Raw genomic sequence first — 19,483 nt, forward strand, 5'->3', positions numbered from 1 at the left:
CTGCCCTTTCCCTACCAACGTGCAAGCGATAAGTTCCAATTGAACGAATTACTATTGCTATGATCTTTATATTTCACATAGTTTAACGTCAACGTCCAGCAATGCAAATTTCTAACCCAGGTAAAAGTATCGGCATGCGTGCGTTTATATTGTAAATCATAACTCTTACTGTAGGAAATCGTATTCATACGATCAAGGGTATACGTAATGCCATTGACCCATTCGCGTCCGACGTCATTCTTATCATAGTCGAAGAGATTTTTCGTGTTCTGCGTGTAATTGTAGCCCGTCCACACCGTCAACTTCGGCGATACGGTTTTGTAAAACGAAGTGTTGAACGTCATCGTGTTGACTCGCGATCCATTATAACTTTCACGCACAATCTCATAACCGGTCCCAATATACCAAGTCAACGAATCGCTTAATTTGATCGGGTCGCGCGTAAAGTATAGTGCATAATCCTGATGCCAGCTGGTCTTCGCATTATCGCGCCACTTGCCGTATATCGCGGTGAATTTATACGACCAGACCGTTTGCCCAATCCGTTGTTGATACCAGTCGAAACGAAACTCCGGTTCTTTCTTTACCCAATTGCTGCTGTCATCGCGAAAATGGCCTTCCTGAATACGAAAGCGGTATTTATCTTCGCGGTCGATCAATGAGTATTGCGGCCGATATCCCTGTTTCGTGTAGTAAGCCTGGTTCGTCGCCAACGCCCAATTATTTGTCAGCGGATATTCATAATACTGCTGTACCGAAAGTCCATCCGATGTGCTGTAGTTGATCTGCGGCATTTCATTGCCTTCTTCTTTGCGCAACGAACGTTGGTAGACACCCACCGAATAAATCACGGTGTTTTTTATCCAAACCTTGGCGTTATAAGCAATTAACTTATCACCCGGCCATATTTCAACCTTGGTCGCACTGATATGATAATCGGGCACCTTCGCCGGGCAGCGCGTCATCGTCGCCTCATGCGAAATCAGCTTATCAGGAAAAAATTGCATGTTTTTTCCTGCGACGCGTTCATTGCCGACCATACCTTTCGCATCAGCCATCGTGCCCAGTTTGGTTGCATAATTGTAATGTACCGTGTGTCCTACCATCTTTGTTGCCATTTCCGGTTGGATCATCGTCGCTTCACCATCGATCCAAACTTCGGTCGCCTTCGTATTGCCGCGCAATTCTTTCGTAAGCATCGTGTCCGGCGTCTGGGTCACGACGACATTTCCCGTCGCATGGACTTCACCCGATGCATCGTCGAAGAAAAGTTCATCTCCTTCAATGGTCAGCGGCGCTTTTTTCGTTTGCTTCGTCTTGAGCGGCGCTTTCTTCTTTGCTTTGTTTTCTTTGCTCTTGTCTTTCGCGCTCTCTTTAGATGCAACAGGCTGTTTATCGTCTTTCTCCGCTTCTTGCGCTATAGCCGTATTTGTCGCCTCAGCAGCATCAATCGTATCTTCGACGTCAATGCGAGAAACCGTCACTTCCCTATTTTCGCTTGTTTCAGCAGCCAATGCCGCCCCCTGCTCTACGCCCGTTACGACAGTCAATGCCAGTAGACCTGCCAGTATTTTAGTTTTCACACTTTGCTCCCCTTTACGATCGATTTATTCACCTGCAACCGTTTGTTGCCGTTTCTTTTAAAAGTAGTCACTCTTAGCTCAGCTTATGATTAACCATCAAATTATACCATATTCCTTAGCGTAAAACTATATAAACGAAGCCCCGGCCTACGCCGGGGCTTCGTTTATTTCACCTGGATACCGTACGCTTCACTGTCGGTTTTCGTCTGAACGAAAAATTCCGTACCGGCCGGCAATTTAATTTCTTTGCCGTGTACAAAAATTCCGCCGACGATTCCAACCGGACCTAAGATTGCCATCCCGGCAATCGATGCGCCCGCAGCGGTCGCCATCGACTTATTCTGCTCCTTCGCCTTTTCGCCGAGAACAGTGGCAATTTCTTTACCGTCCATCGTCTTTAGCGAATCAAAACTCAGTTGCAGCTGCGCATCACGGCCAAAATTTTGCGCACCTTCCGCTTTCAGTACCTTGCCGCTGCCTTCCGCGCCTTTACCAATCACCAAAATGCCGTTAACCAGTACATCGTCAGCCGCTTGAAAAGCCACTGTATCGCCGGCTTTCGCCGTCTTACTGTCAAGTGCACTCGTCAGCTTGATCTTGACCAGAGTATCTTTCGTTATCGTCGCATTCGTCGCGCCGATCTGGCCGTCGGTATAGGCCAGTTTCAAGAGTTTATCGAGCCGCCCTTCAAAAGAACCCGTCCCGATTTGTCCGGTGATCGACTGTTCCACCTGTTCCAGGCGATTTTTCGCCGGACCGCTTGTCACGGTATGCGCCAAAGCCCATTCAACCGCATTCAGCTTCAAGAGGAACGACGGGGCATCAATTGAACTGTCTTTCACATAATTGTAGAGGCGCTCCACCTTCACCGTCAGTGCATTCTTACTGTTGACGCCGTATACATCCGTTTCCAGTCTGGTAACACGATCCACCAACGAACCGGTCTGATCCTGCCCATAGAAAAATTTTTCCGTCACACCAACCTTCTCGAGCAGAGTCAATTCCTGCGTCGCTTGCGCAGCCGCCAGCGACAGGTTTGCACAAAAAAACACTACCGCAAGCAGCGTCGCAACCCATTTTTGCAATTTCAATGTAAGATCCTCCTTTAAACAAAAAGATATAGTATAATTCGCCTGTCAAGGATGTGATTCCTGCTTTGTCAGAATTTCTTCAGAAACGAAATTGAACCACAGGGGCGCTACACACCACAGATTCGCTGCGCGAATGACGGCCATGACAAAACCGCTACACCGCAGCTTGGTGTCTGTGGTCGCATGAGCGACCTGTGGTTCACTACTTGAAGCTTGCTCTTAAATTCTCACATCAATGATTGCCGATACCCCGACACCATTTACGCGGGAAAAATTGACCGGATTCTTGCTGTCAATCGGCACCAGCGCCTTGACCCTAAACGTACTGCCGCTAAAGTCGCCTTCGATCTGTACAACCGCCTGCGTCCGGTCGACCAAGTCCTGGCTGCCCATCACCTGCGCAGCGCCGACATAACCGCCGTTGCCGAAGCTTAAGACCGGCACGACTTTCGTCGCATAGTCTGTGCCTGCACCCTTGTTAAACGTCAGCGTATTGACGAACTTATTCAGCGGACCGGAAAATTTGTCGATCAGAATGCCGATGCCGCCCACCTTCAGTACATCGCCGAGACCAAAGGCCTGCGAGACCGGCAAGGCCACCATAAAACCGAACGAAAAGATCAATACCGCTGCCAACCACTGTTTACGCATCTCGATCACCTCCTCATGTATTTCTTTCGACAGACGCGTTGCTGTTCCTTCTCTAACACAACTTCTTCATGCAATCCCGATAATCTGGTCGCCATCTTGATATGAAAACAAGATACAGAGACAAAAAAAAGACCGCTGATTTCTCAGCGGTCTTTTCCCAACCATTCTTAGAAGAAGAATTCAACTTGCGAACGGAAGAATTTAGCACGTTGGCCTTCGCCAATAGCAGCGCCATTTACACCCATGTTGTTATGAGCGTTAGCTTTTGCATCATAGAACACAGTGTGGAACTTGATGTTTTTAGCCGGTACATAATCGAAGCCCAAGCCCCATTGTTGCATACCAGCAAAGCCACCGTCGAAAGTATAGTCAGCAGTCGTAGTGTATTGACCCATATCGATGTAATGAGCGAACACATCCCACGAACCAACTTTATTGATGTCAGCTTTCAGGTATTGAACGCCAGCCATCCAAGCACGATTGTCTTTGTTTACAGCATTAGCAATGTTGTTGCTGGAATGAGCGTATTTCAATTGTGCGGTCCAATCAGAACCCATTTTGAAATCAAAGCCCAAGTCCCAAATTTTCAGATCAGAGTTAGCAACAGTGTTTACACTGTCTTTCCAAACTTGGTACGAAGCAACAGCGCTGGTTGCTTTGCTGAAGTCGTAGTTAAACTGAGCGTAATGAGCCTTAGCATTTGCGTAACCAGTATTGCCATTGTTATTGTTGAAGTTGCTATTTGCTTGAACAACAGCCAAAGTAGTTTTCAGCTTGTTGCCAAATTGGATTGCCGCGCCGGTTGCATTATCATCAAAAGTGATACCGGTGCTGATGGTGTTGCCGAATTTACCAGCGGTCAATTGAACGCCAGCAATCGGGCCGCTTACATAAGCGCGGGTGATGTCATAGTGACCGTCATTAGTACCGGAAACGTTGCTGGATCCAGCATATCCTTGGTCATTGTAATTGTTTTTGTAAGCTTCCCAACGCATGGTAGCAGTCCAGTCATCGTTGATTTTTGCGTTGGCATCGATTTGCAACAAGTTAGCAAAGTTGTGACCGCTAGCAGCTTTCACATCATTGTTAGTATTGTTGTAACGAGCGCGGTACTCACCAGTGAAGTTCACACGGTCAGCAGCAGCTTTCTTTTCCAGAGCAGCTACGCGAACGCCCATGTTGTTCAGCTCAGTGCTGAATTCTACGGACAGTTTGTCGATAGCGGCTTTTTGCTCAGCATTGGCTTTGTCGGAACGAGCCATTGCTTTTGCAACGATTTGAGCCATTTCGTAACGAGTCATGGTTTTGTCGCCTTTGAAGGTGCCGTCGCCATAGCCGTCAACGATGCCAGCTTGAGCCAGCTTAGCTACTGCGTCATACGCCCAATGTTTTGCAGGGACGTCAACGAAAGGGTTGGCCGCAAATGCGGTACCAGCGATGCCCAGTACGAATACCAGGGCCAGAGTCAGAATAATACTTTTTTTCATGTTTTTCTCTCCTTAGGTGTTTTTATTTTTTTGATGGGCACCTAAGCAGGGAACGAGTAAAAGAAGTGTCCACGTTTCCTTCTCCTGCGATATTCCCTTGTCAAAGGCCATTGCCCATATCCATAAGCCTACTTCGGAACTGACTGCCGGAACCTAAGGTTACACCTCCTTTCTTCCCGTGCCAGGCCCTTCGGCCACAGATCAATTTAGTGCGGAAAATACATAACATATTTTCTCACGCTATATAGTATTCTCTATTGCCTCTAAATCTCCTTTTTTATTTTTAAGTTTTTGTAAAAAAAATTGACCACGTATTCCAAAACCTTTCTCCGCCCTTTATTTACAAGGAACTCTTTTTACGTTTTTTTACCTTATTTTTTAAAAGAGAGCCATTTTTTCGCATTGGCTCTCTTTTTTTAAAAAGAGAGACGTCGCCGAAAATCGGCAACGCCTTTCCTTTTTTTCTTTAGAAATAGAATGCCACTTGCGTACGGAAGAACTTATCATGTCCGCCGTTCGGCAAATTCGTATTGCTGTCCGTGCGACCGGCTGCCTTCGCATCATAATATACGCCGCGCCATTTGATATTCTTCGCCAGAACATAGTTGATCATCAAAGAGTAGCCTTTTTCGCCAGGCGACAACCAATAGGAGTTCTCGCCGCAAGTCGTCGTCAACTGATAGTTTTCATACATCAGCGTCACATCGTACGAGCCCGGTTTGTTCAGATCGGACTGTTTGTACTGCACGCCAACGTTCCAAGCTTTGTTATCGGCGCCATTGCCAGTAGCAACAAGATTGCTCGCCGGGTTCGCATTCCATTGTGAGCTGTTCATGTCCGCATTGGTCTGCAGGTAGTTGCCGAACAAACGCCAATCGGCATTCAATTTTGAAGAAATGCCAAAATCCCAAACGTTCATCGTGTCTTTCGAACGAAAAGTGCCCGATGCCGTGTTGTCATTCGTATGCTTCCATTGTTGGAACGAAGCCAACACATGCGTCGCTTTGCTCAGATCATAATCGAACTGTACCATGCTCACTTTACCGTATTGAGAGATAAAGCTGTCGCCGTTCAAGTTTCCGTTTTGATCCTTGGAGTTCGCTCCGGTCCAAGAATCGCCCTGCGCCATCATCAATTTCACCTTCAGCGCATTGCCGAACTCCAATTTACCGCCGGTCAACGCATCATCATACATGATACCGGTGCCCAATGTATCCGGGAATTTACCGGCGGTCAGTTTCACACCTGGCGCGACCGTGCCACTAACGAAAGCTCTCGTGATATCGTATTGACCATTGGCTCCATACGACCCCATTGCGCCATAAGCCGTATTTGCCGTTCCCTGACGGCCTTTGTCGTTGCGGAAGTCCCGATAGGCCTCCCACTGCATTCCTGCATTCCAGTCATCGTTGATTTTCGCATCCGCGTTGATCTGCAGCAATCCTTGCATTTTTTGCTTAATTTTGACGCCCGTCGTCGCATCATGCTGATAACGGATATACGTCATCCCTGTAAAATTGACTCGGTCCGCTGCCGCTTTTTGCTCCAGCGCGGCTACGCGAATTCCCAGGTTATTCAGTTCTGTGCTGAATTCTACGGATAATTTATCAATCATTGCTTTTTGCTCGGCGTTGGCCTTGTCGGAGCGGGCCATCGCTTTGGCGACGATTTGCGCCATTTCGTAACGGGTCATCGTTTTGTCGCCTTTGAACGTCCCGTCGCCGTAGCCGTCGACGATGCCGGCTTGCGCCAACTTGGCTACCGCGTCATAGGCCCAGTGTTTCGCCGGAACGTCGACGAATGGATTGGCGGCGAAGGCAGTACCGGCAATGCCGAGTACGAACACCAGCGCCAGAGTCAGAAGTAGGCTTTTTCTCATGTGGTTCTCTCCTTGCACTTTTTATTTGTGTTTCCACAGCTGGTTAGATTCTTCTATTCTTCCCAAAAACCTCCCGGTTTTACTGGGCTAAATCAAGTTTTACGTTCTGCACAAAAGAAGCATTTCTCTTTTTGTTAGTTTTGTTCAAACATTTAGACTTTTTGCACAAACACGTTTCCTTTTCGTTGTGCTTTCCCCTCTTTTAAGCAAGGTAGTCATTTTCAAACAAGATAAAAAAGCGCCTCGCATAGTTGCGAGGCGCTTTTTTATCTTGTTTAGAAGAACATTTCAACTTGGGTACGGAAGAATTTATGATGTTGACCTTCTGTCAAGCTTTGACCGTTTTTAGCATATTGCTTTGCATCATAGTAGTAAGCAGTCCATTTCGTGTTCTTCATCGGTACATACCGGAAACCGAAGACAGGTGCTTTTTCCCCATTGCTGAGTTGATAAGCATTGCTGTTGGAGATGGTATAATTTTGGAAATCTTGGTAGTCAACAAAGATCTCGTAAGAGCCAACTTTGTTAACATCTGCAGCGCCATAACGAACGCCAACTACATATGCGCGGCTGTCATCAATGTTGCCTTTCAGATATGCACCATAGACGGTCCAATCTGCGCTAAGTTTGCTGGTAAGACCAACATCCCAAGCTTTCAAATCAGAAACGTTGTCAATTTTCGACTTGATATTCATGTAAGACGCAACACCTTTAGTCGCTTTACTGAAATCATAGTTCAATTGACCTAAATAAATTTTACCATAACGAGCCATGCTTGCCGGATCCGCTGTAGTTGCTACTGTTTCAGTCGAACCAAACCAGGAATCATTTTGATACGCACCCAATTTGACTTTCAATTGGTTGCCAAATTCAACTTTAGCGCCTGTCAATGCATCATCATGCATGATGCCAGTACCGACAGTCTCGCCAAATTTACCCGCAGTCAGTTTCACACCAGGTGCGATCGGGCCGCTAACCCAAGCACGCGTGAGATCGTATTGCCCTTGATAAGCAGCAGACGAAGTCGCACTGTGGGAACCAACAGCGCTAGATCTGGTACCGTTTACTAAACCTGCATCATTGCGGAAGTTTTTGTACCCTTCCCAACGTATGCCTGCAGTCCAATCATCGTTGATTTGTGCATTCGCATTGATTTGCAGCAATGCTTGCATCGGATGACCACCTTTGGTGGGATTATCCGGACGTTGGTCATCTTGGAACCGAGTACGGAACATGCCGGTGAAGTTCACACGGTCAGCAGCGGCTTTCTTTTCCAGAGCCGCTACGCGGATGCCGAGGTTGTTCAGCTCAGCGCTGAATTCTACGGACAGTTTGTCGATGGCGGCCTTTTGTTCCGCATTGGCTTTGTCGCTGCGAGCCATCGCTTTAGCAACGATTTGCGCCATTTCATAACGGGTCATGGTCTTGTCGCCTTTGAAGGTGCCGTCGCCGTAGCCGTCAACAATGCCGGCTTGCGCCAGCTTGGCTACCGCGTCATACGCCCAGTGTTTCGCCGGAACATCGACGAAAGGATTCGCTGCGAAGGCCGTGCCGGCAATGCCGAGTACGAAGACCAGCGCTAAAGTAAGAATAATGCTTTTTTTCATTCTGTTCTCTCCTTAGGTGTTTTTATTTTTTTCGGGCTGCCTAAGAAGGTCGCTGAAAAGTTTCCATGTTTCCTTTTCGCTTCTCTTACTACAGCATACCCATATCCATAAGCCTACTTCGAAGACAAACTTCCGGTACCTAAGGTACACCCCCTCTCTTTCCGTGCCGTCTTCTTCAGCTACAGACCAACGTTAAATTTTTCTTACAATTGCAACGATTTTTATTATTCGCCTTATTTCGTCAAATTCCTGCATTTTTTTCATTCGAAGTTTTGTTCGCCAGCGATCCGTTTTCGTGATGACAACGCAGCATCGCTTGCATAACGAATTTACTATAACGCAGCTTTCTTTGATTTTTCTTTAGTAGGGCCAATAATAAAACACCGCGGCGTATAGTGTATACTATATTCACTCACGGTGTTCTATATTCTTTCTTTATTTGTGAAAAACCTTTTTTTCATAACTAGTTTTACGTATTTTTAACATACTCGCCTTTTTCTTTGCTTAAAAACCGTTCGCCCAAAATCACCGCCACATAATCGTCGACCGGTTTCGGCGGCACGAGCAGGCCCTGCGGCAGCAGGCTGCGCCAACCTTGCGGCGGGTGTGCCTGCCAGTAGCGCTGCCTGGCCTGTTCCGTGGAAAAGTCTTCATTGATCAGTTCAACCCGATATCCAGCCTCTTCGGCAAGAGTGCGAATTGAGCCGCTGGCGGTACGATGGCCGATGACGGCCAAATCGACACTATAGCGCAGACGGCACTGCCGCAGCCAGTCGCCAAGCGCCGTACGCGCCACGACCTCCTGTTGCAAAACGCTTCCCGCCATTGTCAGGAGAGCAACGCCACACTTTTCCCGTCCCGGATCGATCGCGAGCAGCAACTCCTCGCCCACCTAGTTCACCCTCTCCACCTTCAACTTCAAACGCAGCGGCCCCGCCGTGTGGACGTCGCCTTCCGCGGTCGCGCTGATGCGCAGGGTGGCGCTGCCGCCGTTCGCCGCCTGCTTCATTTGCGCAACGGTATCATAGAACATCATCCCGTCCATCACGCCAACCGTGCCGCGCAGCGGTTCGGGCAGCACGCCCTGTTTGACCGCGTCGACATTGAGCTGGCGCAAAAAGAACATCAAGGCTTCGGAATAGTCCCGTTCCTGGCTGACATGGATCAGCTGACTGTATACGGTGCTGCCGCCGCGGTAGATGAGAAGGTTTGGATGCAGATCGAATCCGGCGACCACCGGTTCGCCGTAGACGATATTGCCAGCCGCCACAATCCTGACGACATACGAAGCGGGTGTTTCACGCATCGACTTGCTGACCCTGTCGAATTCTCCCTGCGAAACCCAGAGCACTTCCGTATCCGGTTTGCTGATCTCGAACTTCTGCTGCAGATCCCGGTTCGTATTAAACAGCATCTGGCGCAGATTCTGTTCCGCCTCGTCCTGACCGGTCGCACTGTCGATCACCGCACTGGCCAGAAGTTCTCCTGAGCGGAAAACGATCATCCCTTCGCGTACGTTCTTCATTCCCTGGCGCAGTTTTTCCGTCAGGTTTTGCAGCTGCGTCACGTCGCCCTGCAGTTTATCTCTTGTCTGCGTAAGCGACTCGACTTTGCCGTCCAGTTCCGCTTTCTCCGCACGCAGCGCGGCCATATCCGCCTGCGCTTTCTCATAACTAATCTTCGCGGCCTGATACTCGGCCTGCACCGCAGCCAGTTCTTTTTCGATGCGATTTCGCTGTTCCTGTACCGTCTGTAGTTCACCGCTGACTGCCTTCAGCTTATCGCTGGTCTCCTGCACTTTGGCGGTCATCAAGGCATATTCTTCGCTTTTGGCCTTGAGTTCGGCATGGCTTTTTTCCAGCTCTTTGTTTTTTAACGCCACATCCTGACTAAGACCGGCCAGTTCCGTTTTCAGTTTTTCCATCCCGAACAATGCCGTCCTGACATCCTGCGAGACAATCGTCAGCGCGCCCATCGTCGCGGCAACGATCAGAAAACCGCTGACAATCGTGATCAGCGTCGAGGTATGGCGCGGTCGCAGGCCGAGTACCGTAAGCTTACGCTTGCCAATTCGCGTCCCCAAGCGATCTCCGATATATGCGATAGCGCCGCCGGTCAAAGCCAGTACAGCAATCAATACGATTCCTTCCATCCAATCCGTCCTTCCTTGCCGCAAAAATATTTTTTCAAACACCAAGATCACAAAGAAACAGCAACCGTTAGATCCCCTCTGTCGTCCTAGGAGGCTGAAACCGTCCGCATAAACTCTTTAGTCCTTCTTTTTGAACTTCGCGTCTTTGTGGTTTAAAAATCACTCCCATATAAAAAACGCAAAGGATACAGAATAGATTCTGCACGACCTTTGCGTTTTCCTGTTGCCTTCTCGATATTCTTATTTTAGCGTGCCGCCTTACGCACCAACCAGGCACCGATCGAAACACCGATGATATTCGGCAGCCAGGCCGCCAGCGGCGCGGGAACCGCGCCCCCCTGACCGAGCGCGGTCGTCACCGTCATGATCGTGTAGTAGGCAAAAATAATGACGACGCTGAGGCCAAGACCGATCGAAGAGCTCGAACGGTTCGGCTGCAGACCGAGCGGCGTACCGATCAGCGCGAAAACGAACGACGCCATCGGAATGGCCAGCCGTTGGTGCAGCTCGACCTCCTGCGTATCTGCCTTGACGTATTCGCTCTTCAGCACCTGGATGTGCTGTTTCAATTCGCGAATCGTCATCTCTTCCGGTTTCTTCTGCTCGCGCGAAATCGCAGCCGGCGTTTTATCGACCGGCATATTTTGCTTGTCAAACACTAACGTCCGGTTAATCGTGCCGAGCGAATCCATGTCATGAATCACGCCGTTGTACATCGTCCAATGATTATCCTGCCAGATGGCGCGCTCTGCGCTTTCGACGCGAACCAGACGGTCCCTGTCAAATTCCTGCATCGACACCGCATACATCGTACTGGTCTCTTCCTCATATTTTTTCGCATAGGTTAAACGCTGAATCTCACCGCCACGCACATCTTTGATCACAATGTGTTCCTGCGATTTTGGCGTTGTATTGTGTTCAATCTGGTTGCGCACAATATCATTATAGGCCGCATTCGACTGCGGCACGACGTTTTCACTGAAAAAGACCGAAAAGACGCTGACCGCGAACGCCACCGCGAAGACCGGCGCAGCCAAACGAAAAAAACTGATGCCGCCGGAGCGCATCGCGGTAATTTCGTTCGAACCAGAAAGACGGCCGAATGCTAACAGTGAAGCTAAGAGCATCGACATCGGAAACGTCAGGACGATGATGCTCGGCAGGCTGTAGACGAATAATTTGATGACCGCGCCGAGTTCCGCTCCGTATTTGGTCACATACTGTGCAATACGAAACAAAGTACTAGTACCGATAAAAACGCTGGAAAAGGCGCAAATTCCGAAGAGGAACGGGCCTAATAATTCTTTGACAATATATTTGTCCAATATGCGCATCGCTGTTCTCCTACAAGCTAAAGTTTTCCCCTAGATAAAATTTCTTGGCAATCTCGCTGCTGGCGATCGTTTCGGCGTCGCCTTCGATGAGGATCTTTCCTTCGTTCAAGATATAGGCCCGATCAACAATGCTCAAGGTCTCGCGCACATTGTGGTCGGTAATCAATACGCCGATGCCGCGCTGTTTCAAGTAGGCAATGATCGCCTGAATGTCAGCCACCGCAATCGGATCGACGCCGGCAAACGGTTCGTCAAGCAAAATGAAATAGGGGTCTGTGGCTAGAGAACGTGCGATCTCAAGACGTCTACGCTCGCCGCCCGACAGTTGCGAGCCCAGGCGTTTTCTCACATGCGCGATGTGAAATTCGTCGAGCAGACTCTCTACTTTAGTGCGCCGTGCGGCCAACGGCATGTCGGTCGTTTCAAGGATCGCCATCAGGTTATCCTCGACGGAAAGTTTGCGAAAGACCGAAGGTTCCTGCGGCAAGTAGCCGATGCCAAAGCGCGAACGCTTGTACATTGGCATTTGCGTGACGTCTTCATCATTGATGATGATGCGCCCCTGGTTCGGCTGCTCCAAGCCGACGATCATGTAAAAGCTGGTCGTCTTGCCCGCGCCATTCGGCCCAAGCAAGCCGACGATCTCGCCGCGGTTAACCCGCAGGCTGACGCCGTCGACCACATTGCGCCCTTTATATGTCTTTACCAGTTCAAGGGTTTCTATATACATACCTGTATTCCTCATTTAATTCAGTATTTTGGCTCGTGGCTCGTGGCTCGTGGCTCGTGGCTCGTGGCTCGTGGCTCGTGGCTCGTGGCTCGTGGCTCGTGGCTCGTGGCTCGTGGCTCGTGGCTCGTGGCTCGTGGCTCGTGGCTCGTGGCTCGTGGCTCGTCAGGCATTATACCATGAGCCGTTTGCCATGTACTATGAGCTATTTCCCGCCCCTACTCGTCCTTCGGTATCACGACGAGCTTGCTGCGACCTTGCGCATCCATCGCCTTGTCATCCATGTAGATCGTCAGGCTGTTGCCGGTCAGCGTGTTGCCGTCCTGTATCGCTCTGGCATTGCCGGTCAATACGGCGCGGCCTTCGCCTTTTTTACCGTAATAGACCGCATGGTCGGAAACGGCATCGAGTTTGCGCGTCTCGCTGACGACATGGACGTTGCCGTCAATGACGACACGTTCTTCTTGTGTAAACGCTTCCAACCGATTGCCGGTAATCACGCCGTCAGCGGTGTCCATTCGCGCCCAGCCTTCGACCAGCGCATAGCCTTTGTCAGCATAGTAATCAATTTTTGGTCCGGCAAGCCGGTTTTCACCTTTCGTCAAAATCGGCTGCCCTGCCGCAATCAGGTGATTATTATCATAGCCGCGTACTTCTTCCGCAATTAACGTGGCATCTTCTTTGACAACTTTAACGCCGCCATGAATGTACGTTTCCTGCGTTTTGACGTTATATTCGGCCTGCGCGCCGGTCATCATCGATTTTCCTTGCACCAGCTTGACATTGCCAGTCGCGATCATGACGCCGCGCACCGAGTCGTATTCAATCGTATCGGCAACCAAGTCAATCGGCTCATTGCCCGCTGCCGCTGCGCCGCCCGATAAGCCAATCAGCAAACAAACCGCAAGTAGCGCGCTTTTCCACTGTCTTCTCATTTTGCTCCCCCTTTTACCACGTGGGCATTGCCCTGGACTTTTATTTTTTCCAGTTTTCCGTCCGTATCCAAACGATCGCCAGTCACGACTGTGTCTTCACGCGTCAGTTTAACTTGTCCTGTTGCCGTAAAGAGCCCGTCCTTCGCTTGCCAGTTGGCTTCCTGCGCGGTGAATGTCGCACCGTCGCTGGTTACCGCGTGCACGGATCCTTTTAGCGCGATATCTTTGCTGTTATGATCCATGTTTCCCTCTGGCGCGGTAAGCACGATCTGCGTGCCATTCTCCTGAAAAAAGGTCGCTTTGACGTTTTTCACGCGCAAATTGCTGCTGTCGACATCGATCTCAATCGTCTCCGCCGTGACCTGCCAGATTTTTCGTCCGTCTTTCTCTTCGGAGATCGTATTGCCTTCGTAAGTCAGAAAGGTCGGCGCCTTAGACGGCAACGCTTCTTTTTCCGCAGCCGGCGCTTCCGGCCTGAGAAAATAATAGATGCCCCAGGCCAAAAGTAAGACGATCGCGCAGCCAATCAGCCAGTTAGCTTTTTTCATTCTTTTCCTCCTGTGTCGACGCAGGCCGCGTCGCCCAGCGTTTTTGAAACCACAACCATTCGTCGGGAAATTCGCGGATCACTTGTTCTGTCAGCGTGGTCATCTCCTGCGTAAGGCGCAGCAAATCCGCTTCTTCTCCGTCCTGCTCCACGAAATATAACGGCGGCTGCACCAACACGCGGTGTCCTCCGCCTGGCTTGCGCACGATGAAGACCGACACGACCGGCGCTTTGAAACGTCTGGCGAATACCGCCGGACCGCTCGGCGTCGAAGCCGGACAGGCAAAAAACTCCACGAACTGTCCGTCCACTCCGGCATCCTGGTCGGCGACCAGACCGAGAATCTTCTTCTGCTTCAGCGCTCGCATCGCCCCCAGCATCTCGTTGGTGCCTTTTGCAAAAATCTCAATACCGCTCCACTGGCGGTTTTCATTCAAAAAACGTGTCACCTGATCGTTTTCCTGCCGCCGGATGACGCTGGTCATCGGAAAACCGATGATCGACATCACAGCGCCAAGCCATTCCCAGTTTCCCATATGCCCGGTCAGAAAAACGACGCCGTGCCCCTCGGCCAATGCCTCGTCCAAATAATGACGGTTCTCAATCGTGATATGTTTCGCAATGAATTCCGGCGTCAACGCCGGGATATAAAGAACCTCCATGACGGTCTGTCCCAGTTTGGCGCACAGAGAAGCAATGATCGCCTGCGCCGCCTGCGGCGACAAATCCATCCGTTCTTGAATCTGACGCAAAGCGCGCTCGCGCTGTTTTTTCGCGATGCGATAGTATAATTTTCCGACTTGTGCCCCTATCGCCAAGACCCATGTATAAGGCAAGAGACAAACCAGTCTGCTTGCCATTTTCAAAAAATGATATTGCCATTGCCCCACAAATCGGGCCTCCTTACCATGTTTTCCCCTGCGTTGCCGCTATTTATCGCCTAACCTTCCCGTCCGCATTACTGACCGGCTTCGCTTTGGCTTTGCTGATAGTCGTTGACGATGTTCTCCCATTTGTTCTGCGCTTTCAAGATCAGTTCGACGACTTCTCTGACGGCGCCATGCCCACCAGCCTTGACCGTGACATAGTGCGCGACATCCTTGACTTCGAGCGCGGCATTCGAGACTGCGCAGGCAAGTCCGGCCCGGTGAACCGCGGGCAAGTCATTTAAGTCATCGCCGATATAGGCGATTTCCGCCAAGGGAATTTTGCATTCCTGCGCGATTTCCTCAAGCGCCGCCGCCTTATCGCTGCAGCCCTGACGAACGATTGAGATTGACAATTCCGCGGCCCGTTTCGCGACAATCTCACTTTGCCGTCCGGTAATGATCGCGGTCTTCAAGCCGGCTTTGCCAGCGGCCGCTAAGCCCAGTCCGTCCTGGCTGTTAAACGCCTTGAAGACTTCGCCGCTTGCGCCGATAAAAATCCGACCGTCCGTCAAAACGCCGTCCACATCCATGACCAGCATCCGTATCCGTCTAACCCGTTCGCGTCTATCCATTTTACACCACTCCTTGTCTAAGTAAATCCGTCAAGTGCAAGAGGCCGATCGCCTTGCCGTCCTGGTCCACCACCGGCAGCACCGTGATCGGGCGCGGCTGGTTCTTTTCCATGATATGAAGCGCCTGCGCCGCCAGTTTTTCCTGACTGATCGTCTTCGGCGTCTTCGTCATCAGCGTTGTGACGTTTTCATCGAGGAAACCGTGTCCTTTTTCCAAACCGCGCCGTATATCGCCGTCGGTGATCAGGCCCAACAAACGTCCCGTTTCGTCAACGACCGAGGTCGCGCCGAGTCCTTTGCCGGTTATGACGAACAGCGCTTCCTTCACCGTCTTGTCCTGCGTAATCAATGGATTGCTCTCACCGCCATGCATCACGTTTTCCACGGTGAGCAGCAGTTTGCGTCCGAGTGCACCGCCAGGATGAAATAGGGCAAAATCCTGCGACGTGAATTTTCGCTCCGAAAGCAGCACTACCGCGAGCGCGTCTCCCATCGCAAGCGTCGCGGTCGTGCTGCTGGTCGGAGCCAGTCCGAGCGGACAGGCTTCTTTTTCGATCGCCACTTCCAGTACGATGTCGGCATTGCGCCCCATCGTCGAGTCCAGCCTGCCGCAGATCACGATGATCTTTGCACCGATCCGGCGCAAAGCCGGGAAAATACTGACGACTTCCTGCGTCTCGCCGCTGTAGGAGATTGCCAGTACGACATCTTCGCTGGTCACCATGCCCAAATCGCCGTGAATCCCTTCCGCCGGATGGAGAAAAAAGGACGGCGTTCCGGTACTGGCCAGGGTTGCGGCAATCTTCTTGCCGATATGGCCGGACTTTCCCATCCCGGTGACGACGACGCGCCCGTTGCAGGCAAGCATCATCTTGACCGCCTCACTGAACTGCCCGTTCAGCGTGGGGATCAGGTCCAAGATCGCCTTCGCTTCCATTTCCAATACGTTCCTCGCCTGTTCCAGTATCATTAGGAAAAACCTCCTTCTCAATTGTGTGTCAGGTTTCAACACGAAGGCGCGAAAAATTGAAAGACACGAAGAAATTTAGATTTTAAAATTCCTTCCGCTCTTTCTTTTTTCTTCCTTTCTTCGTGTTAAAACATCCCCATCCCTATTTATGCTTGCGCGCAACGGCGTCGATAGCCTGGACATCTTTAAGCAGTTCTTCCAGTTGCTCGATATAGAGCATGTTCGGACCGTCAGACAAGGCCTCCGGCGGATTGTCGTGCACTTCGGTAAAGAGCACATCGATGCCCGTAGCGACCGCAGCCCTCGTTAGATAGGGAACGAATTCGCGCTGACCGCTCGAGGTGGTTCCTGCGCCGCCGGGTAGCTGCACGCAATGCGTCGCGTCAAAAACCACCGGATAACCCAAACCACGCATGATAGCCAGCGAGCGCATGTCGGTGACCAGGTTGTTATAGCCAAAGCTCGCACCGCGTTCGGTCAGGAGAATGTTTTCATTGCCCGCTTCGCGGATCTTGTCCACGACATTTTTCATATCCCACGGTGCCAGGAACTGACCCTTTTTCACATTGACGACCTTGCCTGTCAGCGCTGCCTGATGGACCAAATCGGTTTGACGGCAGAGAAAAGCCGGAATTTGCAAAATATCAAGCACTTCTTTTGCCGCGTCAATCTGCGTCACTTCATGAATGTCGCTGACGATCGGCACCTGAAGTTCCTGCTTAATCGCCGCCAAAATACGCAGCCCTTCTTCCAGGCCCGGTCCGCGAAAAGATTGGTACGAGGATCGGTTCGCTTTATCAAAGGAGGCTTTGAATATATAAGGCACGCCCAATTTAGCGGCGATCGCCTTGATTTCCCGGCCAATGCGCAGTGTGCGTTCCATGCCTTCAATCACGCAAGGTCCGGCGATCAGCGCAATCGGATTCTTGCCGCCGACGGTAATCGGTCCAATATTTACAGTATTCATTGCGACACTTCCTTTTTCCTGTAATTTACTAAGTCAAAGCGGATTCAACACGAAGAATCGAAAAACGAAAGAGGAAAAGATTTTATTCGTATAAAAAAGAACTTCTTCCTTTCTTTATTTTCTCTTCCCTTCTTCGTGTTGAAAATCCCGTCATGCTATCGATTATCCTGCAGCAATGCATTTACCGCCGCCAGGTCTTCCGGCGTATCGACGCCGATGAATTTTGCCTCGGTCGTCAGCACTTTGATGCGGTAGCCGTTCTCGAGCGCGCGCAATTGTTCGAGCGATTCGGTCTGTTCGAGCGGCGTCGGCGGCAGTGCAGCATAGCGCAGTAGAAATTCGCGCCGGTACGCATAGACGCCGACGTGTTTATAAACAGGTTGCCCTGTCTTGTTCCGCGGGTACGGCAGTACCGAGCGGGAAAAGTACAGAGCGTAGTCATTCTGATCGGTAACGACTTTTACCGCATTCGGATTATCATATTCGTCTTCCGCCATCCGAGTCTTCATCGTTGCCATATTCAATTGCGGTTCCTTATGAAACGCGTCAGCCAACGCGTCAATAATCTCCGGCGCCAATAAAGGTTCATCGCCCTGAACATTAATCACGATATCAATGTCGCTGCGTCCTGCCAGCACTTCGGCCAAGCGGTCCGTACCGGTCGGATGATCGGGCGCAGTCATCACGACTCGTCCGCCAAACTTTTTTACCGCCGCTTCCACCAACGGATGATCGGTCGCGACCAGCACTTCATCCGGCGTATCTGCCAAAGAAGCTCGCTCGTAGACGTGTTGAATCATCGGTTTGCCGGCGATGTCCGCCAGCGGTTTTCCCGGCAAGCGCGTCGATGCGTAGCGCGCCGGAATCACGCAAAGAATTTTCATCTTCAGCCTCTTTTCTTATCTTCAGCCATCCGGCCAATCATCGTCATGAATTCTGCATAGCCTTCCATGAAGCGAACCTCAATGCCAAGCACGTAAACCGGCAGCGGACGCTGCGAGTGGATGAATTCCGCCGGAATCTTAACCGCATCCTTTTCCGTTGTAATTAATGCGGTGGCGCCTTTGTCCACAGCCTGCTCCATAATATACTGCATTTCCGCCATCGTATAGACATGATGATCCGGGTAACGGATCGCACAGACTTCCTTCGCTCCGATATCGGTGATCGTCTGTTCAAAGGAAGACGGATTGCCGATGCCGGAAAAAGCCATCACCGTCTTATCTTTAATCGCAGCCAGGTCGACCGGGTTATTGCGGAAATCACCATACCAATCGGCCACTTCGACGAAGCACTTCGGTTTATGTACGCTTTCGACCACCAGCGCCGCCGGATTGTATTGTGTCGCAATTTCTCTAATATGGCCGCGCGCATCGTCGCTTGACTGATCGACCTTCGTCAGTAAAAACACCTGCGCGCGGTCCAGATTCTCGAGCGGTTCGCGCAACGTGCCGCGCGGCAAAATATAATTGTTGCCGAATACATTTAACGCGTCAATCAGCACAATGTCCAGATCGCGTTCCAGTTGCCAGTGCTGATACGCATCATCGAGAATGATGACGTCCGCATTAAAACGCGCCACCGCGTATTCACCGGTCTCGGTGCGGTTACGACCGATAATCACCGGTACGCCCGGCAAACTTTTGGCCAGTAGATACGCTTCGTCGCCCGCTTCGCTGACTGACATGTAGATCTTGCGCCCGTCCGAAACGACGCCGACATTGCCTTTCCAACCCGCACGATAACCGCGATTCAAAATGACGACGCGATAGCCGAGGTCACGAATAATCGAAGCCAAACGCTGCGCCGTCGGCGTCTTGCCGGTTCCGCCCACCGTGATATTTCCCAGACTGATCACCTTGCAGGCGAGGCGATGCCGTTTAAAAAAACCAATCCGATATAAGCACAGCGCCAGGCTTACGCTCCAGGCGTACAATACGGACATGCCATGCAAAATTCCCAGCAGCATTTTCGCTCCCGGGCCTGTCTGTTCACCATGTACCAATTGATATAGATAATTTTTTATCGCTTCCATCTGGCGCATCAAGGTTC

General features: G+C 50.8%; 18 protein-coding genes. All 18 read right to left on the reverse strand.

The window, feature by feature from the left end; all coding sequences use genetic code 11:
- Nucleotides 1-11: 11 nt before the first annotated feature.
- On the reverse strand, nucleotides 12-1,583 hold the full coding sequence (locus tag QTL79_RS03560; RefSeq protein WP_346353564.1) for an LPS-assembly protein LptD: 1,572 nt from the start codon (nucleotides 1,581-1,583) through the stop codon (nucleotides 12-14).
- 164 nt (nucleotides 1,584-1,747) lie between these two features.
- Nucleotides 1,748-2,674, reverse strand: coding sequence for a hypothetical protein (locus QTL79_RS03565; RefSeq protein ID WP_346353565.1), 927 nt, complete (start codon nucleotides 2,672-2,674; stop codon nucleotides 1,748-1,750).
- A 219-nt stretch (nucleotides 2,675-2,893) separates the two neighbouring features.
- Nucleotides 2,894-3,325: a hypothetical protein gene (locus QTL79_RS03570; protein ID WP_346353566.1), complete on the reverse strand. Its 432-nt coding sequence runs from the start codon at nucleotides 3,323-3,325 to the stop codon at nucleotides 2,894-2,896.
- A 167-nt stretch (nucleotides 3,326-3,492) separates the two neighbouring features.
- Nucleotides 3,493-4,812 carry an S-layer homology domain-containing protein gene (locus QTL79_RS03575; protein ID WP_346353567.1) on the reverse strand — a complete coding sequence of 440 codons (1,320 nt, stop codon included), beginning with the start codon at nucleotides 4,810-4,812 and terminating at the stop codon, nucleotides 3,493-3,495.
- Between the two features lie 466 nt (nucleotides 4,813-5,278).
- Complete coding sequence (locus QTL79_RS03580; RefSeq protein ID WP_346353568.1) at nucleotides 5,279-6,691, reverse strand: S-layer homology domain-containing protein; 1,413 nt, start codon at nucleotides 6,689-6,691, stop codon at nucleotides 5,279-5,281.
- Between the two features lie 275 nt (nucleotides 6,692-6,966).
- On the reverse strand, nucleotides 6,967-8,298 hold the full coding sequence (locus tag QTL79_RS03585) for an S-layer homology domain-containing protein (RefSeq protein WP_346353569.1): 1,332 nt from the start codon (nucleotides 8,296-8,298) through the stop codon (nucleotides 6,967-6,969).
- Between the two features lie 469 nt (nucleotides 8,299-8,767).
- The gene (locus QTL79_RS03590) at nucleotides 8,768-9,190 is read right to left on the reverse strand and encodes a RuvC family protein (RefSeq protein ID WP_346353570.1); all 423 of its coding nucleotides are present in this window, start codon (nucleotides 9,188-9,190) and stop codon (nucleotides 8,768-8,770) included.
- A complete protein-coding gene (locus tag QTL79_RS03595; protein ID WP_346353571.1) occupies nucleotides 9,191-10,450 on the reverse strand; it encodes a DUF3084 domain-containing protein in 1,260 nt (419 codons plus the stop codon).
- A gap of 245 nt (nucleotides 10,451-10,695) precedes the next feature.
- On the reverse strand, nucleotides 10,696-11,784 hold the full coding sequence (locus QTL79_RS03600) for an LptF/LptG family permease (protein WP_346353572.1): 1,089 nt from the start codon (nucleotides 11,782-11,784) through the stop codon (nucleotides 10,696-10,698).
- Nucleotides 11,785-11,794: 10 nt separating this feature from the next.
- A complete protein-coding gene (lptB, locus tag QTL79_RS03605; protein ID WP_346353573.1) occupies nucleotides 11,795-12,514 on the reverse strand; it encodes an LPS export ABC transporter ATP-binding protein in 720 nt (239 codons plus the stop codon).
- 215 nt (nucleotides 12,515-12,729) lie between these two features.
- Nucleotides 12,730-13,446, reverse strand: coding sequence for an LptA/OstA family protein (locus tag QTL79_RS03610; protein WP_346353574.1), 717 nt, complete (start codon nucleotides 13,444-13,446; stop codon nucleotides 12,730-12,732).
- On the reverse strand, nucleotides 13,443-13,994 hold the full coding sequence (gene lptC, locus QTL79_RS03615) for an LPS export ABC transporter periplasmic protein LptC (RefSeq protein WP_346353575.1): 552 nt from the start codon (nucleotides 13,992-13,994) through the stop codon (nucleotides 13,443-13,445). The genes QTL79_RS03610 and lptC overlap by 4 nt, the downstream gene beginning before the upstream one ends.
- On the reverse strand, nucleotides 13,981-14,883 hold the full coding sequence (locus QTL79_RS03620; protein ID WP_346353576.1) for a lysophospholipid acyltransferase family protein: 903 nt from the start codon (nucleotides 14,881-14,883) through the stop codon (nucleotides 13,981-13,983). Before QTL79_RS03620 ends, lptC begins: the two co-directional genes overlap by 14 nt.
- Before the next feature lie 68 nt (nucleotides 14,884-14,951).
- Nucleotides 14,952-15,494, reverse strand: a complete 543-nt coding sequence (locus tag QTL79_RS03625) for a KdsC family phosphatase (protein WP_346353577.1) — start codon at nucleotides 15,492-15,494, stop codon at nucleotides 14,952-14,954.
- 1 nt (nucleotide 15,495) lies between these two features.
- Nucleotides 15,496-16,464 carry a KpsF/GutQ family sugar-phosphate isomerase gene (locus tag QTL79_RS03630; RefSeq protein ID WP_346353578.1) on the reverse strand — a complete coding sequence of 323 codons (969 nt, stop codon included), beginning with the start codon at nucleotides 16,462-16,464 and terminating at the stop codon, nucleotides 15,496-15,498.
- A 142-nt stretch (nucleotides 16,465-16,606) separates the two neighbouring features.
- Nucleotides 16,607-17,431 carry a 3-deoxy-8-phosphooctulonate synthase gene (kdsA, locus tag QTL79_RS03635; protein WP_346353579.1) on the reverse strand — a complete coding sequence of 275 codons (825 nt, stop codon included), beginning with the start codon at nucleotides 17,429-17,431 and terminating at the stop codon, nucleotides 16,607-16,609.
- 155 nt (nucleotides 17,432-17,586) lie between these two features.
- Nucleotides 17,587-18,315 (reverse strand): 3-deoxy-manno-octulosonate cytidylyltransferase, encoded by a 729-nt coding sequence (gene kdsB / locus QTL79_RS03640; RefSeq protein WP_346353580.1) that lies wholly within the window; start codon nucleotides 18,313-18,315, stop codon nucleotides 17,587-17,589.
- Between the two features lie 2 nt (nucleotides 18,316-18,317).
- The gene (gene lpxK, locus QTL79_RS03645) at nucleotides 18,318-19,475 is read right to left on the reverse strand and encodes a tetraacyldisaccharide 4'-kinase (protein WP_346353581.1); all 1,158 of its coding nucleotides are present in this window, start codon (nucleotides 19,473-19,475) and stop codon (nucleotides 18,318-18,320) included.
- Nucleotides 19,476-19,483 lie beyond the last annotated feature (8 nt).

This window comes from Azotosporobacter soli (assembly GCF_030542965.1).
Classification (GTDB): domain Bacteria; phylum Bacillota; class Negativicutes; order SG130; family SG130; genus Azotosporobacter; species Azotosporobacter soli.